This window comes from Pedobacter sp. HDW13 (genome assembly GCF_011303555.1).
Classification (GTDB): domain Bacteria; phylum Bacteroidota; class Bacteroidia; order Sphingobacteriales; family Sphingobacteriaceae; genus Pedobacter.
In genome coordinates this window covers 1938845-1962865 of the sequence record NZ_CP049868.1, presented here as the reverse complement: position 1 = coordinate 1962865, position 24021 = coordinate 1938845, and the positions used below count along the sequence as shown (strand labels likewise).

The following is a 24021-nucleotide window of genomic DNA, read 5'->3' as shown; positions in this document are numbered from 1 at the left end:
AGAATAAATGCATAATTTACAGTCAGCATTTTATGTTGTAAATTGAGAAGAAATTTGGCCACCCCAAAGCCTGGTTTAACATTAAAAGCGAGCAAAATATTACATGAAGATATCAAACATACAAGTATTAAGAGGGCCAAACATTTGGTCGATTAACCGGAAAAAGCTAATTCAGATGCGTTTGGATTTGGAGGATATGGAGCAGAAGCCAACCAATGTGATCGAAGGATTTAGCGAAAGGATTGAGAAATTGCTACCCAGCATGTTTACCCACCGTTGTTCTAAAGGTGTAGAGGGAGGCTTTTTTACCCGTGTGAAAGAGGGCACCTGGATGGGACACGTAATTGAACATATTGCTTTGGAAATTCAAACCCTTGCGGGGATGGATACTGGCTTTGGCAGAACTCGTATGACCAAAACCGAAGGAATTTACAATGTGGTGTTCAGCTATTTGGAAGAAAAAGTGGGCGTGTATGCTGCTGAAGCAGCAGTACGGATTGCTGAAGCACTTATCGACAACAAAGAGTACGATTTGGAGCATGATATCCGCCGGATGAAAGAGATCAGGGAGCTTGAGGCGCTGGGTCCAAGTACCGCTTCTATTGTAGAAGAGGCCGTGAGTAGAAGCATTCCGTGGATTAGGCTGAATAAAAGTTCGTTGGTGCAATTGGGTTATGGTAAAAACCAGGTACGTTTCAGGGCAACCATGACTGAAAAAACCAGCAGTATAGCCGTAGATATTGCCAGTAACAAGGAGGAAACCAAGCGCTTGCTTACCGAAGCCGCCATTCCAGTAGCAGCTGGGGTAACCATCTCAAATATCGATGATTTAGAAGCTTCGGTTAAGAAAGTGGGTTTCCCACTGGTATTTAAACCTTTGGATGGTAACCATGGTAAGGGAGCAACTATTAATGTGAAAACCATGGAAGCCGCGATAGCAGCTTTCGAATATGCCAAAACTTATTCCAGAAGGGTAATTATTGAAAAATTCGTTACCGGATACGATTTTCGTGTATTGGTAATCGACCATAAAGTAATCGCCGCTGCGCAACGCGATCCGGCACATGTGAGGGGGAACGGAATTCATACTATTCAGGAACTGATTGATAAGGAGAATGAAGATCCACGCCGCGGTTACGGGCATGAGAATGTGCTAACCGAAATTGCGGTTGATCGTGACACACTGGATTTATTGGCCAAGAAAGAATATACTTTAGCAACCATCCCTGAAAAAGGAGAGATTGTTTACTTAAAATCTACAGCGAATTTGAGTACCGGGGGAACATCTATCGATGTAACCGACATTGTACATCCACAAAATATTTTTATCTGCGAAAGGATTTCGAGGGTAATTGGACTTGATATTTGCGGGATAGACATTATGGCGCAAAACCTCACCCAGCCATTAACCGAAAACGGAGGTGTTGTTTTGGAAGTAAATGCTGCACCTGGATTCAGGATGCACCTGGCGCCTAGCGAAGGTTTACCCCGAAACGTGGCTGCATCGGTTATAGATATGCTTTACCCGCAAGGAAAGCTATCACAGATTCCAATTATCGCTGTAACCGGAACAAACGGAAAAACCACTACTACGCGTTTAATTGCACATATTATCCGCAGTAATGGTAAACGTGTAGGTTTTACCACCAGTGATGGGGTGTACGTACACAATACCATGTTAATGAAAGGCGATACCACTGGGCCGGTGAGTGCTGAATTTATTTTAAAGGACCCGACGGTAGAATTTGCAGTACTAGAAACAGCCCGTGGAGGAATTTTAAGAGCCGGATTAGGTTTTAATGCCTGCGATATCGGCGTGGTAACCAATATTCAGGAAGACCACCTGGGGATTTCTGATATCCATAACCTCGACGATTTAACCCGCGTAAAAGCAGTTGTTATCGGGGCGGTTAGACGTAAGGGCTGGGCCGTGCTAAATGCTGATAACGGTTATTGCGTACGCATAGCGAAAGATGCCCGCTGTAATGTGGCTTATTTTAGCATGGATGAAAATAATCCGGTAGTTAAAGAGCATTGTAAAAAGGGTGGCATTGCCGCTATTTACGAGAATGGTTACATTACCATAAAAACCGGCGACTGGAAATTAAGGGTAGATAAAGCCACCCATATTCCGCTAACTTTTGGCGGTTCGGTAAATTTTATGATCCAGAATGTGCTTGCTGCAACATTGGCAACTTATTTGTGGGGCTACAAACCTGAAGATATCCGCCTGGCATTAGAGACTTTTATTCCTTCTGCTGCACACACGCCGGGAAGGATGAACGTTTTCAGATTCAAAGATTTTAAAGTACTGGTAGATTTTGCACATAACCCTGATGGCTTTAACGGCGTTAAAGGTTTCCTGCAAGGCGTAGAAGCAACCGAGCATGTGGGTATTATTTCGGCAACCGGCGATAGAAGAGATGCTGATATTATAGAAACAGCCCGCATTTCGGCTCAGATGTTTGATAAAATTTACGTATGTCAGGAGAAATACCTTCGGGGACGTGCACAGCACGAATTGGTAGATTTACTGGTGAAAGGGATTAAGGAAGTTGATCCGAACAAGGAAATTATTATCAATAACAAAAGTACTGAGTGTTTGCAAATAGCAATTGAGACCGCTAAAAAAGGTTCTTATCTAACCATTTTAAGCAACACGATCGATAATACCATTCAGCGGGTTACCGAACATTTGGATAAAGAATTGGAAGCTTAGTTTTTCGCATCGAATATCGTCATTTCGAGCGAAGTGCAACGGAGTCGAGAAATCTCTTCTCTAGCAATATGCAGAAAAAACTCCCCCAGTTATAAACCAGGGGAGTTTTTCGTTTTTATATAAGTACTCAATTAGGCATGTGCGTCGCGCAGTCTTTTAATTTCGTCGTGCGAGGTTCTTAACGATGCTTTTTGATCGGAAATCAGCTCTCTGATGTTAGCAGGGAGATCTTCGCTCTCTAAAGCCATTTTATAAGCATTTTGTGCAGCATCTTCGCCAAATTCGCAATTGTTTAAAACCGTTTGGCGGTCATTTCCGGTAAACATGGCTTTAACATCCATCCAAACCCGGTAAATTTTGCCTGAATTGGTCGTTCCAGTTTCAATGTCTTCGCCTAAGGCCGATACTTCAGTTGCCAAAGCCATTTTATATTTCTGGCTTTCGCCAATCATATTGAGAAAAAGTGATTTTAGATCGGCATCACCATCTTTTAACTCCTGGCGGCCTTTTTCGTAACCTTCAATGCGGTCGTTGTTAATTTGGACAAGATCGTTTAATACTTCTGCGGTTGCTGTTGTTGTTTTCATGTTTTTATTTTTTATAGTTTCGATGTATAAAAAGAACATGACCGTTTAAAAAAAGGTTTGTCATTTTTTAAATAGCTTACAACAAGAGGCTATACGCTTGGCAATGTTTGTAACAGAAAGCTATTTTTTAGAAAAGTACTGCGTCAGTTTTTCTTTAACAAAACGCCTGATGCGGGTTACCATATTTCCTTTCCTTTTGGCCAAAAATCCTTTTATTGATTTGTATGCGTTAGCGTCTTCAGCAATTAAGGTTGGAAACTCTGTTATGGGTTTAGGGTTGATAATTACGTTATAAATATCGTTTATGCCCGAGTGTACCCCGGTTCCATCGTGCCCGATATTGTTGACTAAGGATTGCGAAGGGTTAAGTGTTAAGCCGCCTTTTAAAAAAATAGAAGCATACCACCTGATGGCCCAGCTATTGTTTTTTCCTTTTTTAAATTCCAACATTTGTTTCCAGAAATTCATGGTATGATCGATAGAAAAGGCTTTTCTCTTTTTCTTATCGAACTGTTTTATTAAAAGGTTGATATCGGGTTCGAAGTTTTTCCAGGCCCTTCCCCAGGTAGCCCATCCCCAGCTGGTGGCAGCACGATAAAAAAACGATTGGGGGAGCTTTTCAGCTGCCAGGGGATACATGTATGCACCGATATGCATTACTTTTTCCTCGTCGCGGTAACGGTTTAAAGCATCGTTAAAATAGCTTAACATATGCGGCGAAGTAACCAGATCGTCTTCAAGAACAATTACCTGATCATATTCGTCAACCAATTGACTTACACCAGCAATTACAGAATTGGCTAAACCGGCATTTTCCTGTCGCGCAATCACTTTAACGGATTTGAAACCTTTGGTTTTATTGATGATGGCCCTTACCTCTTTAACTTTTTCGTCATCCTGTGGAGTTTTTGCCCCATCCGAAAAAATAAATAACTGACTTTCGGCTGCCAGTTCATTCTGTTGCAAAAAGTTTAGTGTGCGCTCGGTATGCTGCGGGCGGTTATAAACGAAAAGGGCTATGGGGGCAAGTTTTTGCATGTTTGTTTTATTTCAATTACCTATCAATAAATTGGACAATCGTTTTGCGCCTTGTCATCTCGACCGGAACGCAGTGAATCGCCCGCCTGCTTCGAGCTGTGAGAGATCTACCTCGAGACAGATTTCTCGGATTCGTTTTACTACGCTCGAAATGACGATTTCGCTATCGTGCAATACTGTCTAAAATATATGAAGGTTAGAATCTGATTTTTGAGTGAGTACGGTGTACGCATTGGCAAACTGTTCTTGTTTTTTCTTCCCAGTAAATTGCCTAAAGCTTTTTTAATGCGGTATTCCAGTTCTATTTTTAAGTTTTTAGTAAAGGTTTTCGGGGCTTTGCGGTTAATAAATTCATTAAATTTTACAGTTTCGGTTGCCGTCATAGAAACTTTATCGGCTAAAATTTCCAGGCCTTCACTTTGCAGTAAAAATCTTAACGAAGTTGGTGTGTACATGTTAATGTGGCCATAATCCAAAAAGTGTTTCATGCGTTGATCTACGCCAAACCGGTAATCTTTGGGTACTTCTACTACGATATATTTCGCTACCCGTTTTAATTCGCGGATAAGGATGCGTTCGTGCTCTACGTGTTCCAAAACATGCGCCAAAATCACTAGGTCGAAAGCATCGTCCTCATAAGGGATTTTATAGCCATCAAAGGTTTGCACTTCTTTCAGTTTAGATAGGTTGCGTTCTTTAATGATATCGACACCACTTTGTGCAATTTCCAAAGCATAAAGCTCGGGTGCGAAGCTCCATTCGTTTAAAAAGTGTAAGATACTGCCATCGCCAGCACCAACTTCTAAAACTTTTTGAGGTTTAATGCCTTTGCAAACTTCAACAATGTTTTGCGCTTTATATTTGGCGCCGAGCATACGCCAGGCTACATCACTATTGGTATAAAAATTATCGTAGGCCGTTTTTACTTCTTCGCTTAGCATAACATAGTAGGATTAAATACCTAAACAGTTGTTTTCCTTGTAAAAAACAGAAGTAGCCTTTTCGTAAAATAAGCCGGGCGAAATTCCGCTGAAACTGATTTCTTTAAAACCTTGTGCTTTTAAAAGTACGCGTGCTTGCTGGTAAACTTCACGCTCGCTATCATCTAAAACCAGAACACCGTTTGCTGATAAAGCGTCCACACTGTATTTACAGCAATTTACGCGGTCGCGGCCATCTACAATAATGATATCGAATTTGCGGTTAAGCAGGGTTGCTTTTTTAGCGTATTCGCCATCTTTTTCTAACTGGCAGAATATCATTTCGGCATTGGCAGGGCTTGTATTTTTTACATTATCGTACCAACCCTTATCGTGCTCTACCGATGTAACCGAACCTGCGCGCTCTGCATAAAATAGCGTAGAGCTGCCCGATCCATATTCGAAAATATGCTGCGTTTTGTTGATTCTTTCTTTAATGAAATCGATAAAAGAATAGGTTACCCAGGGTAATGCCTTCCCGTTTCCATCTACGGCCTGTTTTTTATCAAAGGCCATAAACCAGCCAATGCTGTTCAAGTATCCTTTATGTCCGTATGATAATAATGCCTTAAGCCTGTTTGGCTTGGCAATTAGTGTTGTTAATGCTTTAAGAGTACTCAACGTTTAAATATTTTTTGAAATGCTGTAACCAAAAGTAATGATTTTAACATCATTATACCCTGTTGGCGGGTTTTAGGGATTAATAAAATAAAAAAAGTTGCTATAAAATAAGCAATCAGCGTCGCCAGGGCAGCCCCCATTATGCCATATTTAGGTATCCATAGGATGTTTAAGATAATGTTTGCTAAAGCCCCCATCCCAGTGCGCAACATAGATAATTTGGTATAGCCTTCGGCAATCAGATATTGGCCGCTGGCACTACCTAAGAAAACAAATATTCCCGCCCAGACATGAACCGTTAATACGTGAGCACCATCCCAAAATTCAGGCGTGTAAACAATTCTGTATATGATTGGTGAAGCAAAAGTCATGAAAATAGCTACACTCAAACTTATCCAAACCATTAGATCATACATATTTTGCAAACGCTTAATATATCTTTCTGGATTATCCCTCTTTGCATTCATTATTGCCGGAAATACTGAAGTTACAATGGCAACAGGGATGAAATACCAGCTTTCACTTAGCTGTACAACAGTTGAATAAATTCCTAAAGCACCCGTTCCCAGATAATTTTCTACCATGAGTTGATCTATTTTCATGTATATTGAAACGAGAACCGCAGACAGTGCAAGTGGCCAAGAGTGTTTGATAAGATATTTTGCGAGTGTAGAATCAAATACCCATTTGAAAATGCTTCCAACTTTTATACGATAAAAATAGATATATCCAGTGGCCAGAATTATGGTATCAAGTAATAGAGCAAAAACAAACCATCCAACACTTAATTTCAAGAATATAAAGATCAATTTTATTATTGCAGAGATAATATTTCCAAATACCTGAACGCGCATTACATATTTGGCTTGAACTTTAGACTGAAAGTAGCTGTCGGTTATGTAAAAAGCTTGGGTTATTCCCGTAAGTCCTACAATGAGTACGTAAACCAAGGGCGTTTCTATGGGTCTGTTTGCATTCCAAAAAGTATAAGCAAAATATATTAGCGGAACGATAGCAATTCCCCCTAAAAGCTTAAGCCAAAAGGCCGTTCCTAATAAACGATCTCTGTTTTCTGGTGTACGAAGCAGTTCTCGGGTTGTAAATCCATCTAAGCCAAGAGCTGCAGCTGCGACAAAGAATGTTGTAAAGGCTGTCGGATAATTTAAAATACCATTTTGATTCTTACCTAAGTAGTTGGTAATCGCAAATCCTGCTAAAATCTTGATTACTAAACTTCCAACTCTGGCTAACATTAACCAACCCGTATTTTTAAAATACTTGTTAAATGCTTCTTCGTCAAAACCTTTTATGGCGGGTAATTTCATCAACGCAAAGATGTGAAAAAAATGTGCGTTAAGCGCGATGTTGAAAATTCAAATTATGCAATGACTATTTTCCTTCACTTTTCGTTTCTATGGTTTTGGTTTCCGGTGTTTTGGTTTCGACAGCCGGAGGGGAACTACGATTGGGCCAGGTTTGCTGTTTAATGGAGCACCAACGGCAATGTCGCAACGGTGGTTGGGTTGTCCATGAGGTGGGTTTAAGCCCTTGCCCACTTTAATGTTCGAAACTTGTGTAACTGTTGGCTGAACCGTAGTTGTTTTTGCTACAGCTAAAGGTTTCGAATCTAAGGGAGCACCCACTGCAATATCGCACCGATGACCAGCTTCGCCATGTTTGGGATTTAATTTTTTACCTGCGGTATTGGCTACAGGCACTGCGGGTGCCGGAGCAGGTTGGGTTACAACTGCTTGTTTGGGTTGAACGGCAGCGGTTCTATTTAACGGCGCTCCAACTGCCAATGCACAGGTATGGCCGGCCTCTCCATGTGGTGGATTAAAAATAAGATTACTTTTTGTGCTGACTGATGGAGCTGCTGTTGTATTGCCTTTCTGCAGTCCCTGTATCCCCGCAGGTGTGGGAATCATGGCCTGTGCGGTTTCTTTTTTTTCGCTTTTACAGGCGCAACAAAAAACAAGGGCTAACAGATAAAAAGCGTTCTTCATGAGGTTGAGTGTTAAGGATTACTCAAATATGGTGAAATTAATTTACGCCTGAAAACTCTTTTCTATTCTTTCTAACTGCCTGAGGTGATGTTTTAAATGAATTTCGATAAACCTTAGCCATTGTTTGGCATTTAAATAACCTAGTCGTGGATGCTTGGTTTTGCAGGTGGCGGTAGCTAAGCCAACCAAAGGATAGTTGTCAGCTAAAGCCTCTTCAAACTCTAAAATAAAATCGAGTGCTTCTGTTTTGCTGATTTTTTTTACCCTGTCGGCCAGCCTTTGAGGTACTTTATATTGCTGCGCCGGAGGGAGCGCACCTAAAAGCAAAATGAGTTTAACAGCAAAATGAGTAGGTTTATTTTCGCCTTTGCCTTTTGCTGCATGTTCTAAAGCCATTAACGATAGCAGGCTTGAATCGAAAATATGCGAATATACTTCGCTGTAACTCCAGCCAGCTATAGGTGGTTGCTGCTGAAAAATATCGTCAGCATAAGCAGATAGTTTTGATTTATAAGCATCGACCGTTTTATGTATCGATGCCTTTATTTTTGCAGCCCTCATATAATAAAGATAAGCGAATTATTCTTTAGCAATGAAATTCAAAAAATCATCTTTACTGGATGAGAACCTGAATGTCTCGGCCAATAAGGTATAGTTTTGTTTATCTAAAGTTTTTGAATACAGATGTTTGGCAGTCTCTAAACGCTGATCGTCGAAAGAAAATTCTTTGAGCAGGTATTTTACTTGCTCAGTGATAAAAGTAGCATTTTTACTTGTTGCTTTGATTAACCTCGATCTGCCGTCATCGAATCTTTCTTTTTTGTACAAACTAAAGTACTGCTGAAAGGCTTCAGGAGACATTAAATTGTAATTCCTCACTTGTCCTCTGTCTGGTCTTAGAGAAATATCACCTTTGGGGTCTCCGCTATAGCCATAAAAATCATCTAAAGCGTATTGATTGTTGCGGAACAGGCTAAGCTGTTTAATTACATTTAGCTTGCCGTTATCGAAGCCTAAAACGAGACGCTCCTGTGCATTTACGTTAATCGGCTCTTTTAAGATTAATCTATCGCCCTGCATTATAGACAGCTCGGGTTTAGAATTGTATACATCGTAAAAACGGAATCTGCCCGTAGCCGATCCCACAAGTTCATCGTCTAAGTATACCATATACTTGCCGGGTTTGGTAATTTGCAGGAATACTTCAGCTGCACTGCGGTTGTTTTGAGCAAAACTTAGGGTAGCAAAGAGCATTGCCAGGCCTAATAAGATGGTTTTTTTCATGTTAATTAAGGTTTCATTTGTGTGTGTATTGAAACCTTTGCCAAAGCAATGCCAAAACCAAACAAAAGAGGAGTAAACTTAAAAAAGTTTCAACAACTCTTCAAGGTGAACAATTTGATGCGTCACATCTTCAGGTTTTTCTTTTTCCATAGGGTTGAAAAAGATGGCTTCCATGCCAAAGTTTAATGCGCCATAAATATCTGCTTCAAGACTGTCGCCAATCATAATGCTTTCAGCTTTTAGTGCTTTTGCTTTATCGAGTGCATATTCGAAAATAATAGGGTTGGGTTTGTTAACGCCAACATCTTCCGATATAATTACATTTTCGAAATAAGGATTTAGCTTCGATAAATTCATTTTGGTTAAGGTTGTTTCCTTAAATCCATTCGAAATAATATGCAGGGTATATTTTTGTTGTAGATAGGTCAATACCTGCTCGGCACCTGCAAACAAATTGGTTTTTGTTGGTGAAATGTTTACGTAATCAGCTTCAAACTGGTGTGGTACAGCATCTGGATGGATACCCAATTGAATGAAGGTTTTACTGAATCGCTCTGCCCTTAAAAAATCTTTGGTAATTTTTCCCAAATGATAATCGGCCCATAGCAAATGATTGTTTTCGGTGTAAATGCTAATAAAATCGCTACAGGATGTAATACCCAGTGTATCTAATTTATAGGTCTGGTAAAGCTCTTTCAGTGTTTCTTCGGCATTGCGATCAAAATCCCAAATGGTGTGATCGAGGTCGAAGAAGATATGTTTTTTCATTAATGTAATTGTAGTTTTTGCAAAGGTAGGTGCTATTGCGGCTGGAATTATAAATAAGCTGTCATTTTTGATTGAATATCTTCCACGAGTTCTTCGTCCATATACTCATAATCATCTGGGATGTTCAGGATGATGATTTCTTTCTCCAACGTTTCGTCTTCGAAACGTTCGGTAAGGATTTGTTTATGCTTTTTCTCCATTACAAAAATTACATCGGCCCACAAAATGAGTTTTGCGTTGATTTTGATCCTGGCAGATGATGCGGTGCCAGCCGACCGCACATCATGATCGGGATGGTTTTTATATAGTGTTTCAGCAGTGGCACTGCGCCATTTATTTCTACTGCATACAAATAGAATATTCACAGGTTATGGATTTTAAGAAGGCTGCTAATTAAACCTTTTCTCCGTAAGCCAGGTCGCCGGCATCGCCTAAACCTGGAACAATGTACGATTTGCTGGTCATTTCTTCATCAATGGCCCCAAGCCAAAGTTTTGCTTTAGGCAAATTGGCCCTAACATGGGTAACGCCTTCAGTACTGGCTATGGCGGCAACAATATGAAGTTCGGCAATTTTATAGCGGTTAATCAACTCTTTACAACACATCACCATACTTTGGCCCGTGGCTAGCATCGGGTCGGCCATAATCAAAACCCTGCCTTCCAGATCGGGCGTAGAAACATAATCCATCTGGATAATAAAATCGCCACTCTTTTTAACTTTCCGGTAGGCCGAAATGAAACAGCACGCTGCTTTATCGAAAATGTTAAGTAAACCCTGCTGTAATGGCAAACCTGCACGGAGTATGGTAGCCAGCACAGGTTGTTCGGTTAATACTTCGCATGTTGACAATCCAAGTGGGGTAGTGATTTCTGCGGATGTATATTTAAGTGATTTACTGATCTCGTAAGCAAAAAATTCTCCAACCCTTTCCATATTTTTTCGAAAACGCATCGAGTCTTTCTGGATATTTTCATCCCGAAGTTCGGCAATAAAGGTATTGGCGATAGACTGGGTTTTGCTTAGATCGAAAATCATAATATTGGTTTTGCTGTGCCTGTTTAAAGATAGACGATAACAGGTTTTCTGCCCTAAATTTAGCAATTTTAAGCTTAAGAATTTAAATTAAAATCAATTGCCGGCGTAATTAAGCATCTCATTAAACACTCTTTTTAGTTTTTTATACTTAGGGTTCTCAGATAAACTTTTTAGCTGCCAGCTGCTGTAAAAAGTGCCGTTTACCACTTTTACCGCATCTACATATTGGTTCACCGTTTTTATAGCGTCGTCGGTAGTTAAATGCTGAAGCATGTGGTCGGTTAGGCAGTAAGGGTTTACAGTTAAAGGCGTAACCTTTTCGAGTTGTAAATCGTACCAGTTAAAAGGTGTGCAGGTTCCTGCCCTGAAACCGGGTACTGTGCTGTAACCCATAGAATAATCGGTAGTGATGCCAGAATTGAGGATGTTCAAATAACAGACCGGAAATTTTAAAATTTCCAATTGTTGGCTGCTTAAAGGAACTATATTCGGACGAATTTTCTTCAGCTTTGCCAGGCCATCTTTAATTTCGTTTATTTTATGTTTGTCGCTTGCACATGGCCTTAATAATCCAACTGCTTTCGCGGTAAGGGCTTTTGAGATCCCATTTATGTTACTGTGAGCTAATGGTACTGATGGGAAATCTACAAAGTATAAAGGCTGGTGTTTTTTAGTAAGGAATAGCTGGTTTACCTGATACAGTACCTCTTCACTTTTTACACTAACACCTGTTAGCTGATCAAATTTTGAACGGAAATAGCCGTTTTCCTTTTTGAAAACCGAACTGAAAATAAATCTGGCCTTATTTAAAACACCTTTCGGCATTTTGGGTGTAATGTTGAAATTGATGGTGGGTTGATGATAGAATTTTTTCTCATGGAATTTAAAATTCGGATGCTTTTTCAGGATCATGCTCTTGATGATCAATGCCCATTCATCGATAACCGGCCGGTTTAAAACCCGCCATTTGTGTTGCCGGCTTTTAGCGGGGTTAAAATCCGTTGCAGAAGTTTTTTGATGGAGATATTCTTCATACCTGCTGATGATGAAAAATGAAGCTGCAAAAACATCAAAAGTCAATGCAGAGCCCTCTACCGCAAACGGAACCTGGTAATCGCCAAACGAAATGCTTTTAAGTTTGATTTCTTCGAGTTTTTTGGAGAAGAGCAACGGTGTACTTTTAAAGAAAAGTTCATCACCCAGGGCTTCATCGCCATAGTTGATTTTTACACAGTCGCTTTGCAGAAAATACTGACTATTGCCTGTAAATTCCACTTCTGTTTTCAGTATATCCTTAAAAATAAAACTGAAAATATATTTAATCCGAGGCGTTAATATGTTGGAGAAGATGATTAGGTGCATAACTTATTTTAACAATACGGATTTAAAAAAAGATAACAAGAAATATTCCTCAGCTCATACTAACTTAAATAATATAGCTACTAAAATTAATGGTAATCTAACGCCTAACCATTATCTAATACAAAAAATACAATTAAAAGTTTGCCACAAACTTCTTTTCAGGGTAGAGTATTTTGCTGCTTTTACGGACAGGACCTTTCACAATATGTACAATACTCATCTGGTCATCAAATAGGTCGTAGAGAATGGTATTGTTAATTTCAATCGATTTTACAGCTGATATTTTTTCAACTTCCATGTAAATATTGGTGGCTTCGTGGTCTATTTCAAAGCCAATATAATTCATGGTTGTTACTTTTCCATTGGCCTTAACCTGCAAATGCGATAACAAGTATTTTTTAACCAGCTCATCCATCGCGTTTTTCATGTTGGGGTTGCTTAAGTCTGTTTTTTGTTTGTATAATCTGGCTAGAATCGATTCAAAATCATCTGAAAAAATTTTGCAGCTAATTTCAAGCGTTTTGTCTTTTGCATTAAAATTTACTTCTGTAGTACTCACATGTAAAGGGTGCTTAATGCCTGCCTCAACAGCAAAAAATGTACAACACAACAGCAGAACAACAAATTTTAATTTACGCATAGGTATATTTTGGACTATAACGCAAAGTTAACAGATAAATTGGCTACTTGTTAAATGTAATCAAGGTGTTATGTCCGAGGCGTTCTACCTGCAGGCTTTTAAAATCTAAACGGGCAAATATTCTGCTCAGTTTCTGGTGTGAGGGATGTACATGTGTAAGTTTAATATTAAAATTTTCGTTGATCCAGTAACTGAGTCTGATAATTATTTTTTTTAATCCGCGTTCTTTTGTGAGTTCTTCCTGAAGAAATTTTTCGTTATTAACAACAATAAAACCGAAGCCATTTTTTTTAACCAGGTTATAAATACGTGTGGCAAACTGATCATCGTTAATGCAGTAGTACCAGCATATCCGGTTAAAAATCATGTCGTATTTACCCCGTGCCTCTTCCAGGTAACCCAGCGAAAAGTTTAGCGCTATGCTTTCGCTTTCAGCTTTGTTTTTAGCGATCTCCAAATAATTGCGGCTAATGTCATGCCAGGTAACTTTCGCGCCCCTTTTGGCAAATTCAATACTGTACTGGCCCGGGCCTGCTCCCAGGTCCAAAATACTTTTATCCCTGAAATCGGTTACACGGGTATTTATTGCATCTATAACCGCACCATCTACCTTTCTGTATTCGTTGGCCGCATATTTTTCTGCAAAGGCTTTTGGAACAGGATCAAAACCCTTTTGGGGCTTTTGAAAATAATATTTAAGCCTTAGCATAACACCATATAAAATGAAATAAATTACCCGTACCAATATACCTTGTTGGCCCTGTATAATGAAACAACAATTTAGTTTACAACTGTAAATACAGGTGTTTCTTAGAACTAGCTGTTTTAAAAACAGTAACAAATTTGGGATTTATCGTTTTCTGTAAAGGATATTTGGTGTTTTTGTAATTAAAAGTATAATTTTAGTCTTTATAAACTATTTTTAACCGAGATAGTTCGCTTACTATTCATGCCGTTACAAGATTTTGTCTTTTATTTTAAACTAGGTTGGGAACACATTATCAGTATTGATGCTTTGGATCATCAGCTTTTTGTTTTGGCACTTGTTGCCATTTACAGCTACAAAAATCTGAAACAAGTACTCATATTGGTTACCGCCTTTACCATTGGTCATTCGCTAACTTTGCTTTTAAGTGTTTTAGATTACATCAGGTTCGATAGTAAATGGGTAGAGTTTTTAATCCCCTGTACCATTGTAATTACCGCAATCAGTAATATGTTCAGAAAGAACTTTTCATTGAAATCGGTTAAAATTAACTATTCCCTGGCCCTGGGTTTTGGTTTAATACATGGAATGGGCTTTGCCAATTCCATCAGAATGATGCTGGCCAAAGACCAAAATATAGGTTGGGGGCTCTTTGGCTTTAATGTTGGCCTGGAAGCAGGGCAGATTTTTCTAGTAATGATTGTATTGTTCATTACCTTTTTAATTTTTAATTATACCCGGATCAAGCGCCTGAGCTGGGTTTTATTTATATCGGCAGCCGTATTTAGCCTGGCTTTAAAAATGGCTTTAGAACGAATTCCATTTTAACTAACATCATAATGAATAAACTGTTTACTTTAACAGGCTTGCTACTTTTTTCAGGTAGTTTAGCTTTTGCCCAAAATACTCAGAATAATCCTGGTAGTAACCACGGGAATAAATTTGAACAATTGGGTACCATTTTACCTACACCAAACGAACAACGTACTGCCAGTGGCGCACCAGGGGTTAAATATTGGCAACAACGTGCCGATTATAACATCAAATGTGAATTGGATGAGAAAAACCTGTTACTCACCGGGTCAGAAACGGTAACCTACACTAACAACTCGCCCGATCCGTTAACTTACATTTGGCTGCAACTCGATGAAAACGAACACAGCACCGATAAAAATGCCAATTACCAGGATGCAACTAAAATGCCTGCTTTTGGCACCACACAAAGTTTAGATCAGTTAAGTGCAAAAGGCAATAATGGTAACGGTATAAATATTACTAAATTAACTGATGCTACGGGTAAAAATTTAAAATATACCGTTAACAAAACCATGATGCGTGTTGATTTACCTGTTGCGTTAAGGACCGGACAGAAATTGATTTTCAACATAGATTGGAACTATAAAATTACAGACCGTATGGCTGTTGGCGGCCGTGGAGGTTACGAGTTTTTCCCGGCTGACGGGAATTATTTGTTTACCATGACTCAATGGTACCCACGTTTATGTGTATACAGCGATTTTCAGGGATGGCAAAACCATCAGTTTACAGGAAGAGGCGAATTTGCCTTAACCTTTGGCGATTTTAAAGTGCAAATGACCGTTCCGGCTGATCACCTTGTAGGCTCAACCGGCGAATGTATTAACTACAGTGCGGTTTTAAACCCAACTCAGTTAAGCAGATATAATGCAGCCAAAACTGCTGCAGCGCCAGTTGAAATTCAGACTTTAGCTGAGGCTAAAGCTGCCGAAGCTAAGAAATCGGCCGCTAAAAAGACCTGGGTTTTCAACGCAAACAATGTGCGCGATTTCGCCTGGACCTCTTCACGTAAGTTTATCTGGGATGCCATGCCTCAAAAAATACAGGCTAATAACAATACCGTAATGTGCATGAGCTTTTATGGAAAAGAAGCCTACAATTTGTATAGCAAATTTTCTACCCGTGCCGTAGCCCATACCATTAAAACCTATTCTGATTTTACGATCCCTTATCCATATCCGGTTGCGCAAAGTATTGAGGCAGCTAATGGAATGGAATATCCGATGATCTGTTTCAACTATGGTCGTACAGATGCAGATGGGACTTACAGTGAGAGCACCAAAAATGGGATGCTGGGTGTAATTATTCATGAAGTTGGACACAACTTTTTCCCGATGATTGTAAATAGTGATGAGCGTCAATGGACTTGGATGGATGAAGGTTTAAATTCCTTTGTTGAGTATTTAACAGAAGAGCTTTGGGACAATAAATTCCCAAGTAAAAAAGGACCGGCTTATACCATTGTAGATTACATGAAACTGCCAAAAGATGAGTTGGAACCAATTATGACCAATTCAGAAAATATTGCTCGTTTTGGCCCGAATGCCTATTCAAAACCTGCAACTGGTTTAAATATTCTTCGCGAAACGATTATGGGCAGAGAACTATTTGACTACGCATTTAAAGAGTATGCCAGAAGATGGGCTTTTAAACACCCAGAACCTGCCGATCTTTTCCGTACCATGGAAGATGCCAGTGGTGAGGATTTAGATTGGTTTTGGAGAGGTTGGTTTTACGGAACCGATCCATGTGATATTGCTTTGGACAGTGTGAAATTTGCAAAAGCCGATTTCCCGAAAGAAGTGCCTGCAGCAAGATCTAGAATGGTTAAGATTGATAAGCCTGCTGTAAATGCCTTTGAAGATATTTCGAAAATCAGAAACCGCGAAGACAAGAAAATCAATTTCTATGTAGATAAAAATACTGCCGCTCAGGATTTCTATTATAAATACGATAGAGGAATGGTGAGCATCGATACCACTGTGGTAACCAAAATGGAAGGAGCTGTTCCTGTTGAAGTAGTCGCATCTGCTGATCAGGATAAATATGAAAACAAATTCCTTTACGAGCTAAGTTTTAGCAATAAAGGCGGTTTGGTTATGCCAATCATTGTTGAGTTTACCTATAAAGATGGCACCAAAGAAATTGATCGTATCCCTGCGCAGATTTGGAGACACAATGAATTGAAAACTTCTAAATTTTACGTAAAAGATAAGGAAGTGGCTTCCATTTTAGTAGATCCATTACGTGAAACAGCTGATATCGATACCAGTAACAATGGCTGGGGTGGTAAAGCAAAAGAAAGTAAATTTAGAGTTTACAAAGCCAAAACCGGTGGTGCCGTTAGAGGCCAGTCGGTTGGGAAGAACCCAATGCAGCAGGCTGCAAGTAAATAACAAGAAAATCCCCGTTGAGCCTCAGCGGGGATTTTTTATTTGTAAGCAGTTTAAGTATTTTTTCAATTCACCCACACAAAATTACTTTTCGATGGTTGAATAAAGCATGCTAAATTGTTTAGCATCATAAAATTTCAGTAAATTTGGTTACCAATGAAATTTAAAATCACCTCAGAATACCAACCTACCGGAGATCAACCCAATGCCATCAAACAACTGGTTGATGGTGTAAACGCTAACGAACATTATCAAACTTTACTTGGTGTAACCGGATCAGGCAAAACCTTTACGGTAGCTAACGTAATTGAACAAACCCAAAAGCCAACATTAATTTTAAGCCACAATAAAACACTGGCTGCCCAGCTTTACGGCGAGTTTAAGAATTTCTTCCCCGAAAATTCTGTCAATTACTTTGTTTCTTACTACGATTATTATCAGCCAGAGGCGTTTATTGCTTCAAGTAATACCTACATCGAAAAAGACCTGAGCATTAACGAAGAGATAGAAAAGCTGCGCTTGCGCACCACATCATCTTTAATGAGTGGCAGGCGCGACATTATTGTCGTATCCTCTATTTCCTGTATTTACGGTATGGGTAACCCCGAAGATTTTTCTAAAATGGTTTTCCGTTTTGGGGTTGGACTAAGAATTTCGAGAAATGCTTTTTTACACAGTTTGGTGGAGATTTTATATTCGCGTACCACAACTGATTTTAAACGCGGAACATTTAGGGTTAAGGGCGATACTGTGGATATTTATCCTGCGTACCTCGATCATGCCTACCGCATTTCATTTTTTGGAGATGACATTGAAGAGCTGTCCTCCATTGATCCGGTTTCGGGTAAAACTTTAGAAAAATTAGAAGATATGGCCATTTATCCGGCCAATCTTTTCGTTACGCCTAAAGATCGCTTCAATTCTTCTATCTGGGGTATTCAGGAAGAACTGGAGATCAGAAAGAACCAGTTAATTGCCGACAGGCATTTACTCGAAGCCAAGCGTTTAGAAGAGCGGACTAATTTTGATATCGAAATGATGAAAGAACTGGGCTATTGCTCAGGTATTGAAAATTACTCGCGTTTTTTCGACGGCAGGCAGCCGGGTATGCGCCCATTTTGTTTGTTAGACTACTTTCCTGATGATTATTTAATGGTGATTGATGAAAGTCATGTTACGGTGCCGCAAATCAGGGCCATGTACGGAGGAGACAGGTCACGTAAACTTTCGTTGGTTGAATATGGTTTCCGTTTGCCGGCTGCGCTGGATAACAGACCGTTAAATTTTAATGAATTTGAAGCACTTGCCCCACAAACCATTTACGTAAGCGCAACACCAGCCGAGTATGAACTGGAAAAATCAGAAGGTGTAGTAATAGAGCAGGTAATCAGACCAACCGGCTTGTTAGATCCAATTATCGAGATCAGACCAGCCATTAACCAGGTTGATGATTTACTGGATGAAATAGACCTGACTATTAAAGATGGCGGGCGTATTTTGGTAACAACTTTAACCAAGCGTATGGCCGAAGAGTTAACCAAATATCTGGACCGTTTGAATATAAAAACACGGTATATCCACTCTGAAATTAAGACTCTGGAACGTGTAGAGATTCTTCGTGGTCTGCGATTGGGTGAGTTTGATGTGTTGGTTGGTATTAACCTTTTACGTGAAGGTTTGGATTTACCCGAAGTAACATTGGTTGCCATTTTGGATGCCGATAAGGAAGGCTTTTTGCGTTCAGAGAAATCGTTAATTCAAACCATTGGCCGTGCTGCACGTAACGATAAAGGAAGGGTTATCATGTATGCTGATGGTATGACAGACAGTATGGAGAAAACCATCGACGAAACTAACCGGCGTCGGGAAAAACAGATTGCTTACAACCTTGAGCATGGTATTACACCTAAAACGGTAGGCAAATCGCGCGAAGCAATTTTAGAACAGACTTCTGTCCTCGATTTCTCTCAAAAAGCAAGCGATAATAAAGCCAGGGCTTATATCGAAAATGCCGAAATCAGCATTGCTGCCGATCCAATTGTTCAATATATGGGCAAGGGAGAAATGCAGCGTGCAATTGACAATACCCGTAAGGATATGCAGAAGGCTGCCAAAGAGATGGACTTTTTACAAGCTGCAAAGTTGCGTGATGAAATGTTTGCGCTTGAGAAAATGTTTAACGAAAAATTTAGTAAGTAACGTTTTAGTTTTAATGCCTGATTTTTCAATAATTTGAATTAGAATTGCACTTCAACGAGTTATCTAAAAATCATTAAATGAAATCTTTAAAACTAGTAACGCTGATCGTACTCGGCGCTATCGGGCTGGATGGTTATGCCCAAAATCAAGCAAATATTACGCTCCCATTAGCAGGTAATGCATACAGTTCGCTTCACGAGGATTCTGAGAGAACCTTATCCAACAGGGGAATAGTAAACTGGTCAAACCAAAAAGAGTATTTCACCGCTTATTTCAGGGTTTCTAAGCCAGGTACGGTGATTGTTTCGCTTAATGAAAAGCCACTTGTTGATGGTCAGTCAACTATTGAATTTTCAATCAATAATCAACCTAAAAAAGTAAATTTTGATGAAAGTAAAGCTTTTGATGGCAAAATTGGCGAGTGGACGGTTAAAGATACCGGATACGTTGCCTTAACCATTAAGGGTTTAAGTAAAAGCGGAAACAAGTTTCCTTCCATTGCAAATTTGGTAATCAACGGATCGGCTATTGAAGGCAAAACAGCCTATGTTAAAAATAACGAAGGCAATTTCTTTCATTGGGGCCGTCGCGGACCATCTGTTCATTTAAACTATCTACAACCTGAAAATGTAAATGCCGAATGGTATTATAACGAAGTTACCGTGCCAAAAGGAGAAGATATTCTGGGTTCTTATTTTATGGCCAATGGCTTTGGCGAAGGTTATTTTGGGATGCAGGTTAACAGTCCTACCGAAAGACATATCCTGTTTTCGGTTTGGAGTCCTTTTAATACCGACGATCCTAAAAGCATCCCTGAATCGCACAAAATTAAAATGCTTAAGAAAGGTGAGAATGTGCATACCGGCGAATTTGGTAATGAAGGAGCAGGCGGTCAGAGCTATTTAAACTATATGTGGAAAGCAGGAAATACCTATAAATTTTTACTCCATGGCGTTCCGGGAAAAGATAGCCTAACTACTTATACCGCTTACTTTTTTGCACCCGAAACCAATAAATGGCAGTTAATAGCCAGCTTTACCAGGCCACAAACCAAAACTTATTTAAAACGTTTCCATTCCTTTTTAGAAAATTTTTCGCCTGTACAAGGAGATTTATCCAGAAAAGTTTTGTTTAATAACCAATGGATCTGCGATGATAAAGGCGTTTGGACAGAATTAAAATCGGCCAGGTTTACTACCGATAACACCGGCATGAAAGGTTACCGGATGGATTATCAGGGTGGGATTGACAAAGGAGCTTTTTACCTGAAAAATGGTGGCTTTTTTAACGATTACACCTCGCCAAGAAAAGTATTGAACAGAACCACTGTTGGTAAGCGGCCAGAAATAGATTTCAGTAAATTACCATAGATATTCAAAATTATTGTGGAATTTTGGTGTTTTATTCATCATCACAATACAGCACAATGGACGGGCAGAACAGAAAAGATATTTATCCGGGATTAGAAGTCGGAATTATTTTGAAGAAAGATCAAAGATCGGGAAACATTACCTACGGTATCGTTAAAGATATGCTTACTTCATCCGCATTCCACTCTCGGGGAATAAAAGTTCGGCTCGAAGATGGCCAGGTAGGCCGCGTTGCTGAAATTGTTGAAGATTGATGAAACACCTTTATTTTGGCTTTTTAATTTTTGTCCTTACGGGTTCCGCCTCGGCTCAGGTATCCGATTCATTGAATAGGAGCCCTGTTGAAAATGCCCCCTCATCAGATACAGGAAAGATCAGGATCTGTGCACCATCAAGGGTCGGTGTAGTTGCTAATCGACCATTGTTTGTCATAAACAATACTGTACTAAACGGAGCAAGAGCGTTTGAATTTATTAGGCACACAAGTGTCGAAGTGATAAATGTGGTAAAGGATAGCCAGGGAACTGATAAATATGGACCAGCTGCAAAAAACGGTTTAATAGAGATTACCCTAAAAAAAGATATTAAGCTCTTAAATATTAAACAGCTATTAAAAGAGTATCGAATTAAAAAGAACTATTGGAATCTGCCAATTTTTATTGAATTAAAAAGATTGGTTACTTATGACGACTTTTATATTACTAATGATATTATAAAAGATGTAAAAGTGATTCAGTCAGAAGATAAATTATCCAACAGAGAAAAATTCATAAAAGTATGGTTAAAACCTTTATAAGCCTTTTTACGTATTATATTTGTAATCAAAATGCAATTAAAGACCTAAAAAGTAACAAAATAAATTTTGCTACGTCTATATTTGTAATAAGCGTAAATTATTAACATGACATTAATAAAATTCATTTTCATAACAATATTAGTGCTTTGGCTGATCAGAATGTTGGTCAGATTGATACTACCTATGCTGTTTAATAACTTGGCAAGTAAAATGCAAAGTCAGGCCACAGGTCAACAGCAACAACAAAGAAGGTCTAAACCAGAAGGTTCTATTTCAATAGATTATATGCCTCCAAAACCCGATCAAAGTAAAACGGATAAACTTGGTGACTTTGTGGATTACGAAGAAGTAAAATAAAATTGAACCCTGAACTTGTTTCAGGGTTTTTTGTTTATGGTCGCTCTGCCACTGATTTTATGACTTGATTTCGGGCAATTAATAATTTATGCATATACCGCTTCAAAAATAATAGATCCACCAAGCGACCAAGTGTGCCCATGGGAGATTGGAATGCAAAAATATCTGTCATTTCCGTATAGGCATCTGCTAAAGTGAAATGGTGTTGATGGTGGAGTGTTTTAAAAGGCCCACTTAGCATTTCATCAACAAAATAAAACGGAGGTTTCATTGCCGTAATTTTGTTTGTCATGTTAAAACTTAGCCCAAAATGCCTGGCTTGCCAGGTAACCTCTTCGCCAAGTCCGATTAAACCATTCGATCTTCCGGCAATAATTTTTTCTTTACTATCTTTCATTGATTCCATGTGCAGGTCTAAATCTCTGGATAAATCGAAGCACTTTTCTATTGGTGCATAAATTCTTGTTTTTAGCAATATGGTTGGCATCACTTTCGTTTTGAGTTTTCTAATTGATCCGGTTAGGCATACAAAACTTATTTTAAAATATCTTTAACTGCACGCTCAATGGTTGGGTGTTTAAATTCAAAGTCATTATTTAATAAAATTGTAGGCTTAACCCACCTGCTTTTTAAAATCAGTTCGGTTTCGGTGCCTATAATCTTTGCACCTATTGCCAATAACCAGGCAGGTGTTGGTAATCCAAAGTTTATTCCACAAGTTTTCCTAATTTGTGACATTAGAACATGGTTTTTAACAGGCTCTGGAGCCGTACAGTTAATAATACCGCTAATTTTTTCCTGTTCGAGTAACCATTCAATACACAAGGCTACATCTTGCTCATGCACCCAGCTTACATACTGCTCACCGTTGCCCTGCCTGCCACCCATGCCTGTCCTTGTAAGATTTAACAACCTCGGAAAGGCGCCATCTTCTTTACCGAGCACTATGCCCGTCCTTAAAGCTATTTTCCTCGTATGAGGAGTACTATTTTCAAAAAAGCTGCTTTCCCAGGCCTTACATACCTCTACTGAAAAACCTGTCCCTATTTCTCCATTAATTTCATCCTGATAGCGGTCTTCAGCATGGCGATATATAGTTGCAGAACTAATATTGATCCATAGATTAGGTGGGTTATCCATTTTCTGTATTACCTTTTCCAACAAAGTTGTTGGTTGCAACCTTGATTGGATAATTTCTTCCCTATTTTTGGCGGTGTACCTGCAGTTTACATTTTTGCCGCAAAGATTTACAAGTAGGTCGGCGTTTTTGAGCGCCTTAGTCCACTCGTCTGTTGTTTTTCCATCCCAAACTATAGTTTCAACATTCCCGTTTTTTGGCTGGGCTTTCCTCGAAAGGATAACGATTTCATCCGTTATTAAACTGAGATGTTTAGCTAGCACGCCACCCAAATAACCATTTCCCCCAGCCAGGACAATTTTTCTGTACTTCATGATTTTAAAATAATAAGATTAGTACTAAAACAATTAAACGGTAAAGTGCCCAGGTAATGCTCATGACCCAACTCAGGTTTAAAATTTTGCTTCGGCGCAAATGCTCCAGAAACATGAGTCCTGCAATCATTAAAAAATAGAGGATAAATAATATGGGATTGATTTGAAAATAATGAGAAGCTACCAGCATAGGTAAAAACAAAAGTGCTCCCGTGAAAGAAATGGTCATCATGTTACCCAGATAATCCCAAAGGTTATCTTTCTGGTAAAAAAGGATAATGATGCCTTGAAAAAACATTTGCCCGCCGCAGATCAGATATTCGCGGTAACTGGCACCCAAAGGTACAAATCGGGTTAACAGATGAGCGTAAGCGGTTAAAATATAGGCTGTAACCAGCCAGGTGAACAATAAATAAGCAATGCGATATTGAATTTTAAAACTGGGCTGCGTTGTATTTACTTTAACTTTTGCAGGGATAATAATTTTTCTGTTGTAAGATATAAAAGCATAAAATTTTTGCATCAAATAAACAAAAGGGCCAAATGAAAAGAGTGTTTTGAAGATGGGTAAGGCATGACTAATAATTTTAAACAGGCTTTGTATACCATAAGTTACCTCGCCGGTTAGGGTATTTACCAGTGCAATTTCATTGGCTGCTCGCTGACGATCAACCAGCGGGCAGATATTGGCGGGCATGTTTTGATAAGCTTCACGCCCCTTTTTATCCAGCATGCCGGTTTTAATAAATGTTTGGGTATAGGCATAGCACATTGGACATTCATTATCGAACAGGATAACGTGATTTTGGAGTGTTTTCATTTTATTTAAATTTTAGTATTTTCAGTAAATATTGAAACATACGCTTGAAAAATAAAGCTAGGTTTAATA

The 24021-nt window shown here is 39.2% G+C and carries 25 protein-coding genes; 8 read left to right on the top strand and 17 right to left on the bottom strand.

Features of this window, described 5'->3' with window-relative positions:
• The first annotated feature begins 103 nt into the window (after window positions 1-103).
• Window positions 104-2719, top strand: coding sequence for a cyanophycin synthetase (gene cphA, locus G7074_RS08215; protein ID WP_124562018.1), 2616 nt, complete (start codon window positions 104-106; stop codon window positions 2717-2719).
• Window positions 2720-2850: 131 nt separating this feature from the next.
• On the opposite strand, the gene G7074_RS08210 is transcribed toward cphA, so the two are convergent.
• From G7074_RS08210 to G7074_RS08145, 14 genes are all read right to left on the bottom strand, one after another.
• Window positions 2851-3306, bottom strand: a complete 456-nt coding sequence (locus G7074_RS08210) for a PA2169 family four-helix-bundle protein (protein WP_124562019.1) — start codon at window positions 3304-3306, stop codon at window positions 2851-2853.
• Window positions 3307-3426: 120 nt separating this feature from the next.
• The gene (locus tag G7074_RS08205) at window positions 3427-4344 is read right to left on the bottom strand and encodes a glycosyltransferase (protein WP_166207899.1); all 918 of its coding nucleotides are present in this window, start codon (window positions 4342-4344) and stop codon (window positions 3427-3429) included.
• A gap of 140 nt (window positions 4345-4484) precedes the next feature.
• The gene (locus G7074_RS08200) at window positions 4485-5285 is read right to left on the bottom strand and encodes a class I SAM-dependent methyltransferase (RefSeq protein WP_240916502.1); all 801 of its coding nucleotides are present in this window, start codon (window positions 5283-5285) and stop codon (window positions 4485-4487) included.
• A gap of 12 nt (window positions 5286-5297) precedes the next feature.
• Entirely contained in the window at window positions 5298-5945 is a 648-nt protein-coding gene (locus G7074_RS08195; protein WP_124562022.1) for an FkbM family methyltransferase, read from the bottom strand.
• Window positions 5942-7270, bottom strand: a complete 1329-nt coding sequence (locus G7074_RS08190; protein WP_124562023.1) for a flippase — start codon at window positions 7268-7270, stop codon at window positions 5942-5944. Before G7074_RS08190 ends, G7074_RS08195 begins: the two co-directional genes overlap by 4 nt.
• A gap of 87 nt (window positions 7271-7357) precedes the next feature.
• Complete coding sequence (locus tag G7074_RS08185) at window positions 7358-7951, bottom strand: hypothetical protein (RefSeq protein ID WP_166207896.1); 594 nt, start codon at window positions 7949-7951, stop codon at window positions 7358-7360.
• Window positions 7952-7993: 42 nt separating this feature from the next.
• A complete protein-coding gene (locus tag G7074_RS08180) occupies window positions 7994-8512 on the bottom strand; it encodes a DinB family protein (RefSeq protein ID WP_124562025.1) in 519 nt (172 codons plus the stop codon).
• An 18-nt stretch (window positions 8513-8530) separates the two neighbouring features.
• Complete coding sequence (locus G7074_RS08175) at window positions 8531-9235, bottom strand: DUF4476 domain-containing protein (RefSeq protein WP_166207893.1); 705 nt, start codon at window positions 9233-9235, stop codon at window positions 8531-8533.
• A 78-nt stretch (window positions 9236-9313) separates the two neighbouring features.
• A complete protein-coding gene (locus tag G7074_RS08170) occupies window positions 9314-10003 on the bottom strand; it encodes a YjjG family noncanonical pyrimidine nucleotidase (protein ID WP_124562027.1) in 690 nt (229 codons plus the stop codon).
• Window positions 10004-10050: 47 nt separating this feature from the next.
• Window positions 10051-10368, bottom strand: coding sequence for a low molecular weight protein tyrosine phosphatase family protein (locus tag G7074_RS08165; protein ID WP_124562028.1), 318 nt, complete (start codon window positions 10366-10368; stop codon window positions 10051-10053).
• Between the two features lie 28 nt (window positions 10369-10396).
• Window positions 10397-11041 (bottom strand): uracil phosphoribosyltransferase, encoded by a 645-nt coding sequence (gene upp / locus G7074_RS08160; protein WP_166207890.1) that lies wholly within the window; start codon window positions 11039-11041, stop codon window positions 10397-10399.
• Between the two features lie 93 nt (window positions 11042-11134).
• Window positions 11135-12403 (bottom strand): hypothetical protein, encoded by a 1269-nt coding sequence (locus G7074_RS08155; RefSeq protein WP_124562030.1) that lies wholly within the window; start codon window positions 12401-12403, stop codon window positions 11135-11137.
• Window positions 12404-12536: 133 nt separating this feature from the next.
• Entirely contained in the window at window positions 12537-13043 is a 507-nt protein-coding gene (locus G7074_RS08150) for a DUF6702 family protein (protein ID WP_124562031.1), read from the bottom strand.
• A gap of 43 nt (window positions 13044-13086) precedes the next feature.
• On the bottom strand, window positions 13087-13752 hold the full coding sequence (locus tag G7074_RS08145; RefSeq protein ID WP_124562032.1) for a class I SAM-dependent methyltransferase: 666 nt from the start codon (window positions 13750-13752) through the stop codon (window positions 13087-13089).
• A gap of 240 nt (window positions 13753-13992) precedes the next feature.
• Here G7074_RS08145 and G7074_RS08140 point away from each other — a divergent pair, with 240 nt between their 5' ends.
• The 7 genes from G7074_RS08140 (at window position 13993) to G7074_RS08110 (ending at window position 21680) form a co-directional block, all read left to right on the top strand.
• Entirely contained in the window at window positions 13993-14577 is a 585-nt protein-coding gene (locus G7074_RS08140; RefSeq protein WP_124562033.1) for a HupE/UreJ family protein, read from the top strand.
• 11 nt (window positions 14578-14588) lie between these two features.
• The gene (locus G7074_RS08135; RefSeq protein ID WP_124562034.1) at window positions 14589-16961 is read left to right on the top strand and encodes a M1 family metallopeptidase; all 2373 of its coding nucleotides are present in this window, start codon (window positions 14589-14591) and stop codon (window positions 16959-16961) included.
• 153 nt (window positions 16962-17114) lie between these two features.
• Window positions 17115-19157 (top strand): excinuclease ABC subunit UvrB, encoded by a 2043-nt coding sequence (gene uvrB, locus G7074_RS08130; RefSeq protein WP_124562035.1) that lies wholly within the window; start codon window positions 17115-17117, stop codon window positions 19155-19157.
• Window positions 19158-19234: 77 nt separating this feature from the next.
• Complete coding sequence (locus G7074_RS08125; RefSeq protein WP_166207887.1) at window positions 19235-20527, top strand: DUF3472 domain-containing protein; 1293 nt, start codon at window positions 19235-19237, stop codon at window positions 20525-20527.
• Window positions 20528-20583: 56 nt separating this feature from the next.
• Window positions 20584-20781 (top strand): YwbE family protein, encoded by a 198-nt coding sequence (locus tag G7074_RS08120; protein WP_166207884.1) that lies wholly within the window; start codon window positions 20584-20586, stop codon window positions 20779-20781.
• A complete protein-coding gene (locus tag G7074_RS08115) occupies window positions 20781-21323 on the top strand; it encodes a hypothetical protein (RefSeq protein WP_124562037.1) in 543 nt (180 codons plus the stop codon). Before G7074_RS08120 ends, G7074_RS08115 begins: the two co-directional genes overlap by 1 nt.
• A gap of 105 nt (window positions 21324-21428) precedes the next feature.
• A complete protein-coding gene (locus G7074_RS08110) occupies window positions 21429-21680 on the top strand; it encodes a DUF4834 family protein (RefSeq protein WP_166207881.1) in 252 nt (83 codons plus the stop codon).
• 34 nt (window positions 21681-21714) lie between these two features.
• Here the strand turns inward: G7074_RS08110 and G7074_RS08105 are convergent, their stop codons facing one another.
• Genes G7074_RS08105 through G7074_RS08095 form a run of 3 tightly spaced genes read right to left on the bottom strand, consistent with a single transcriptional unit; the run spans window position 21715 to window position 23952 of the window.
• A complete protein-coding gene (locus tag G7074_RS08105) occupies window positions 21715-22167 on the bottom strand; it encodes an SRPBCC family protein (RefSeq protein ID WP_124562039.1) in 453 nt (150 codons plus the stop codon).
• Window positions 22168-22214: 47 nt separating this feature from the next.
• Window positions 22215-23132, bottom strand: a complete 918-nt coding sequence (locus tag G7074_RS08100; protein WP_124562040.1) for a TIGR01777 family oxidoreductase — start codon at window positions 23130-23132, stop codon at window positions 22215-22217.
• A gap of 4 nt (window positions 23133-23136) precedes the next feature.
• On the bottom strand, window positions 23137-23952 hold the full coding sequence (locus tag G7074_RS08095; protein ID WP_124562041.1) for a DUF393 domain-containing protein: 816 nt from the start codon (window positions 23950-23952) through the stop codon (window positions 23137-23139).
• Window positions 23953-24021 lie beyond the last annotated feature (69 nt).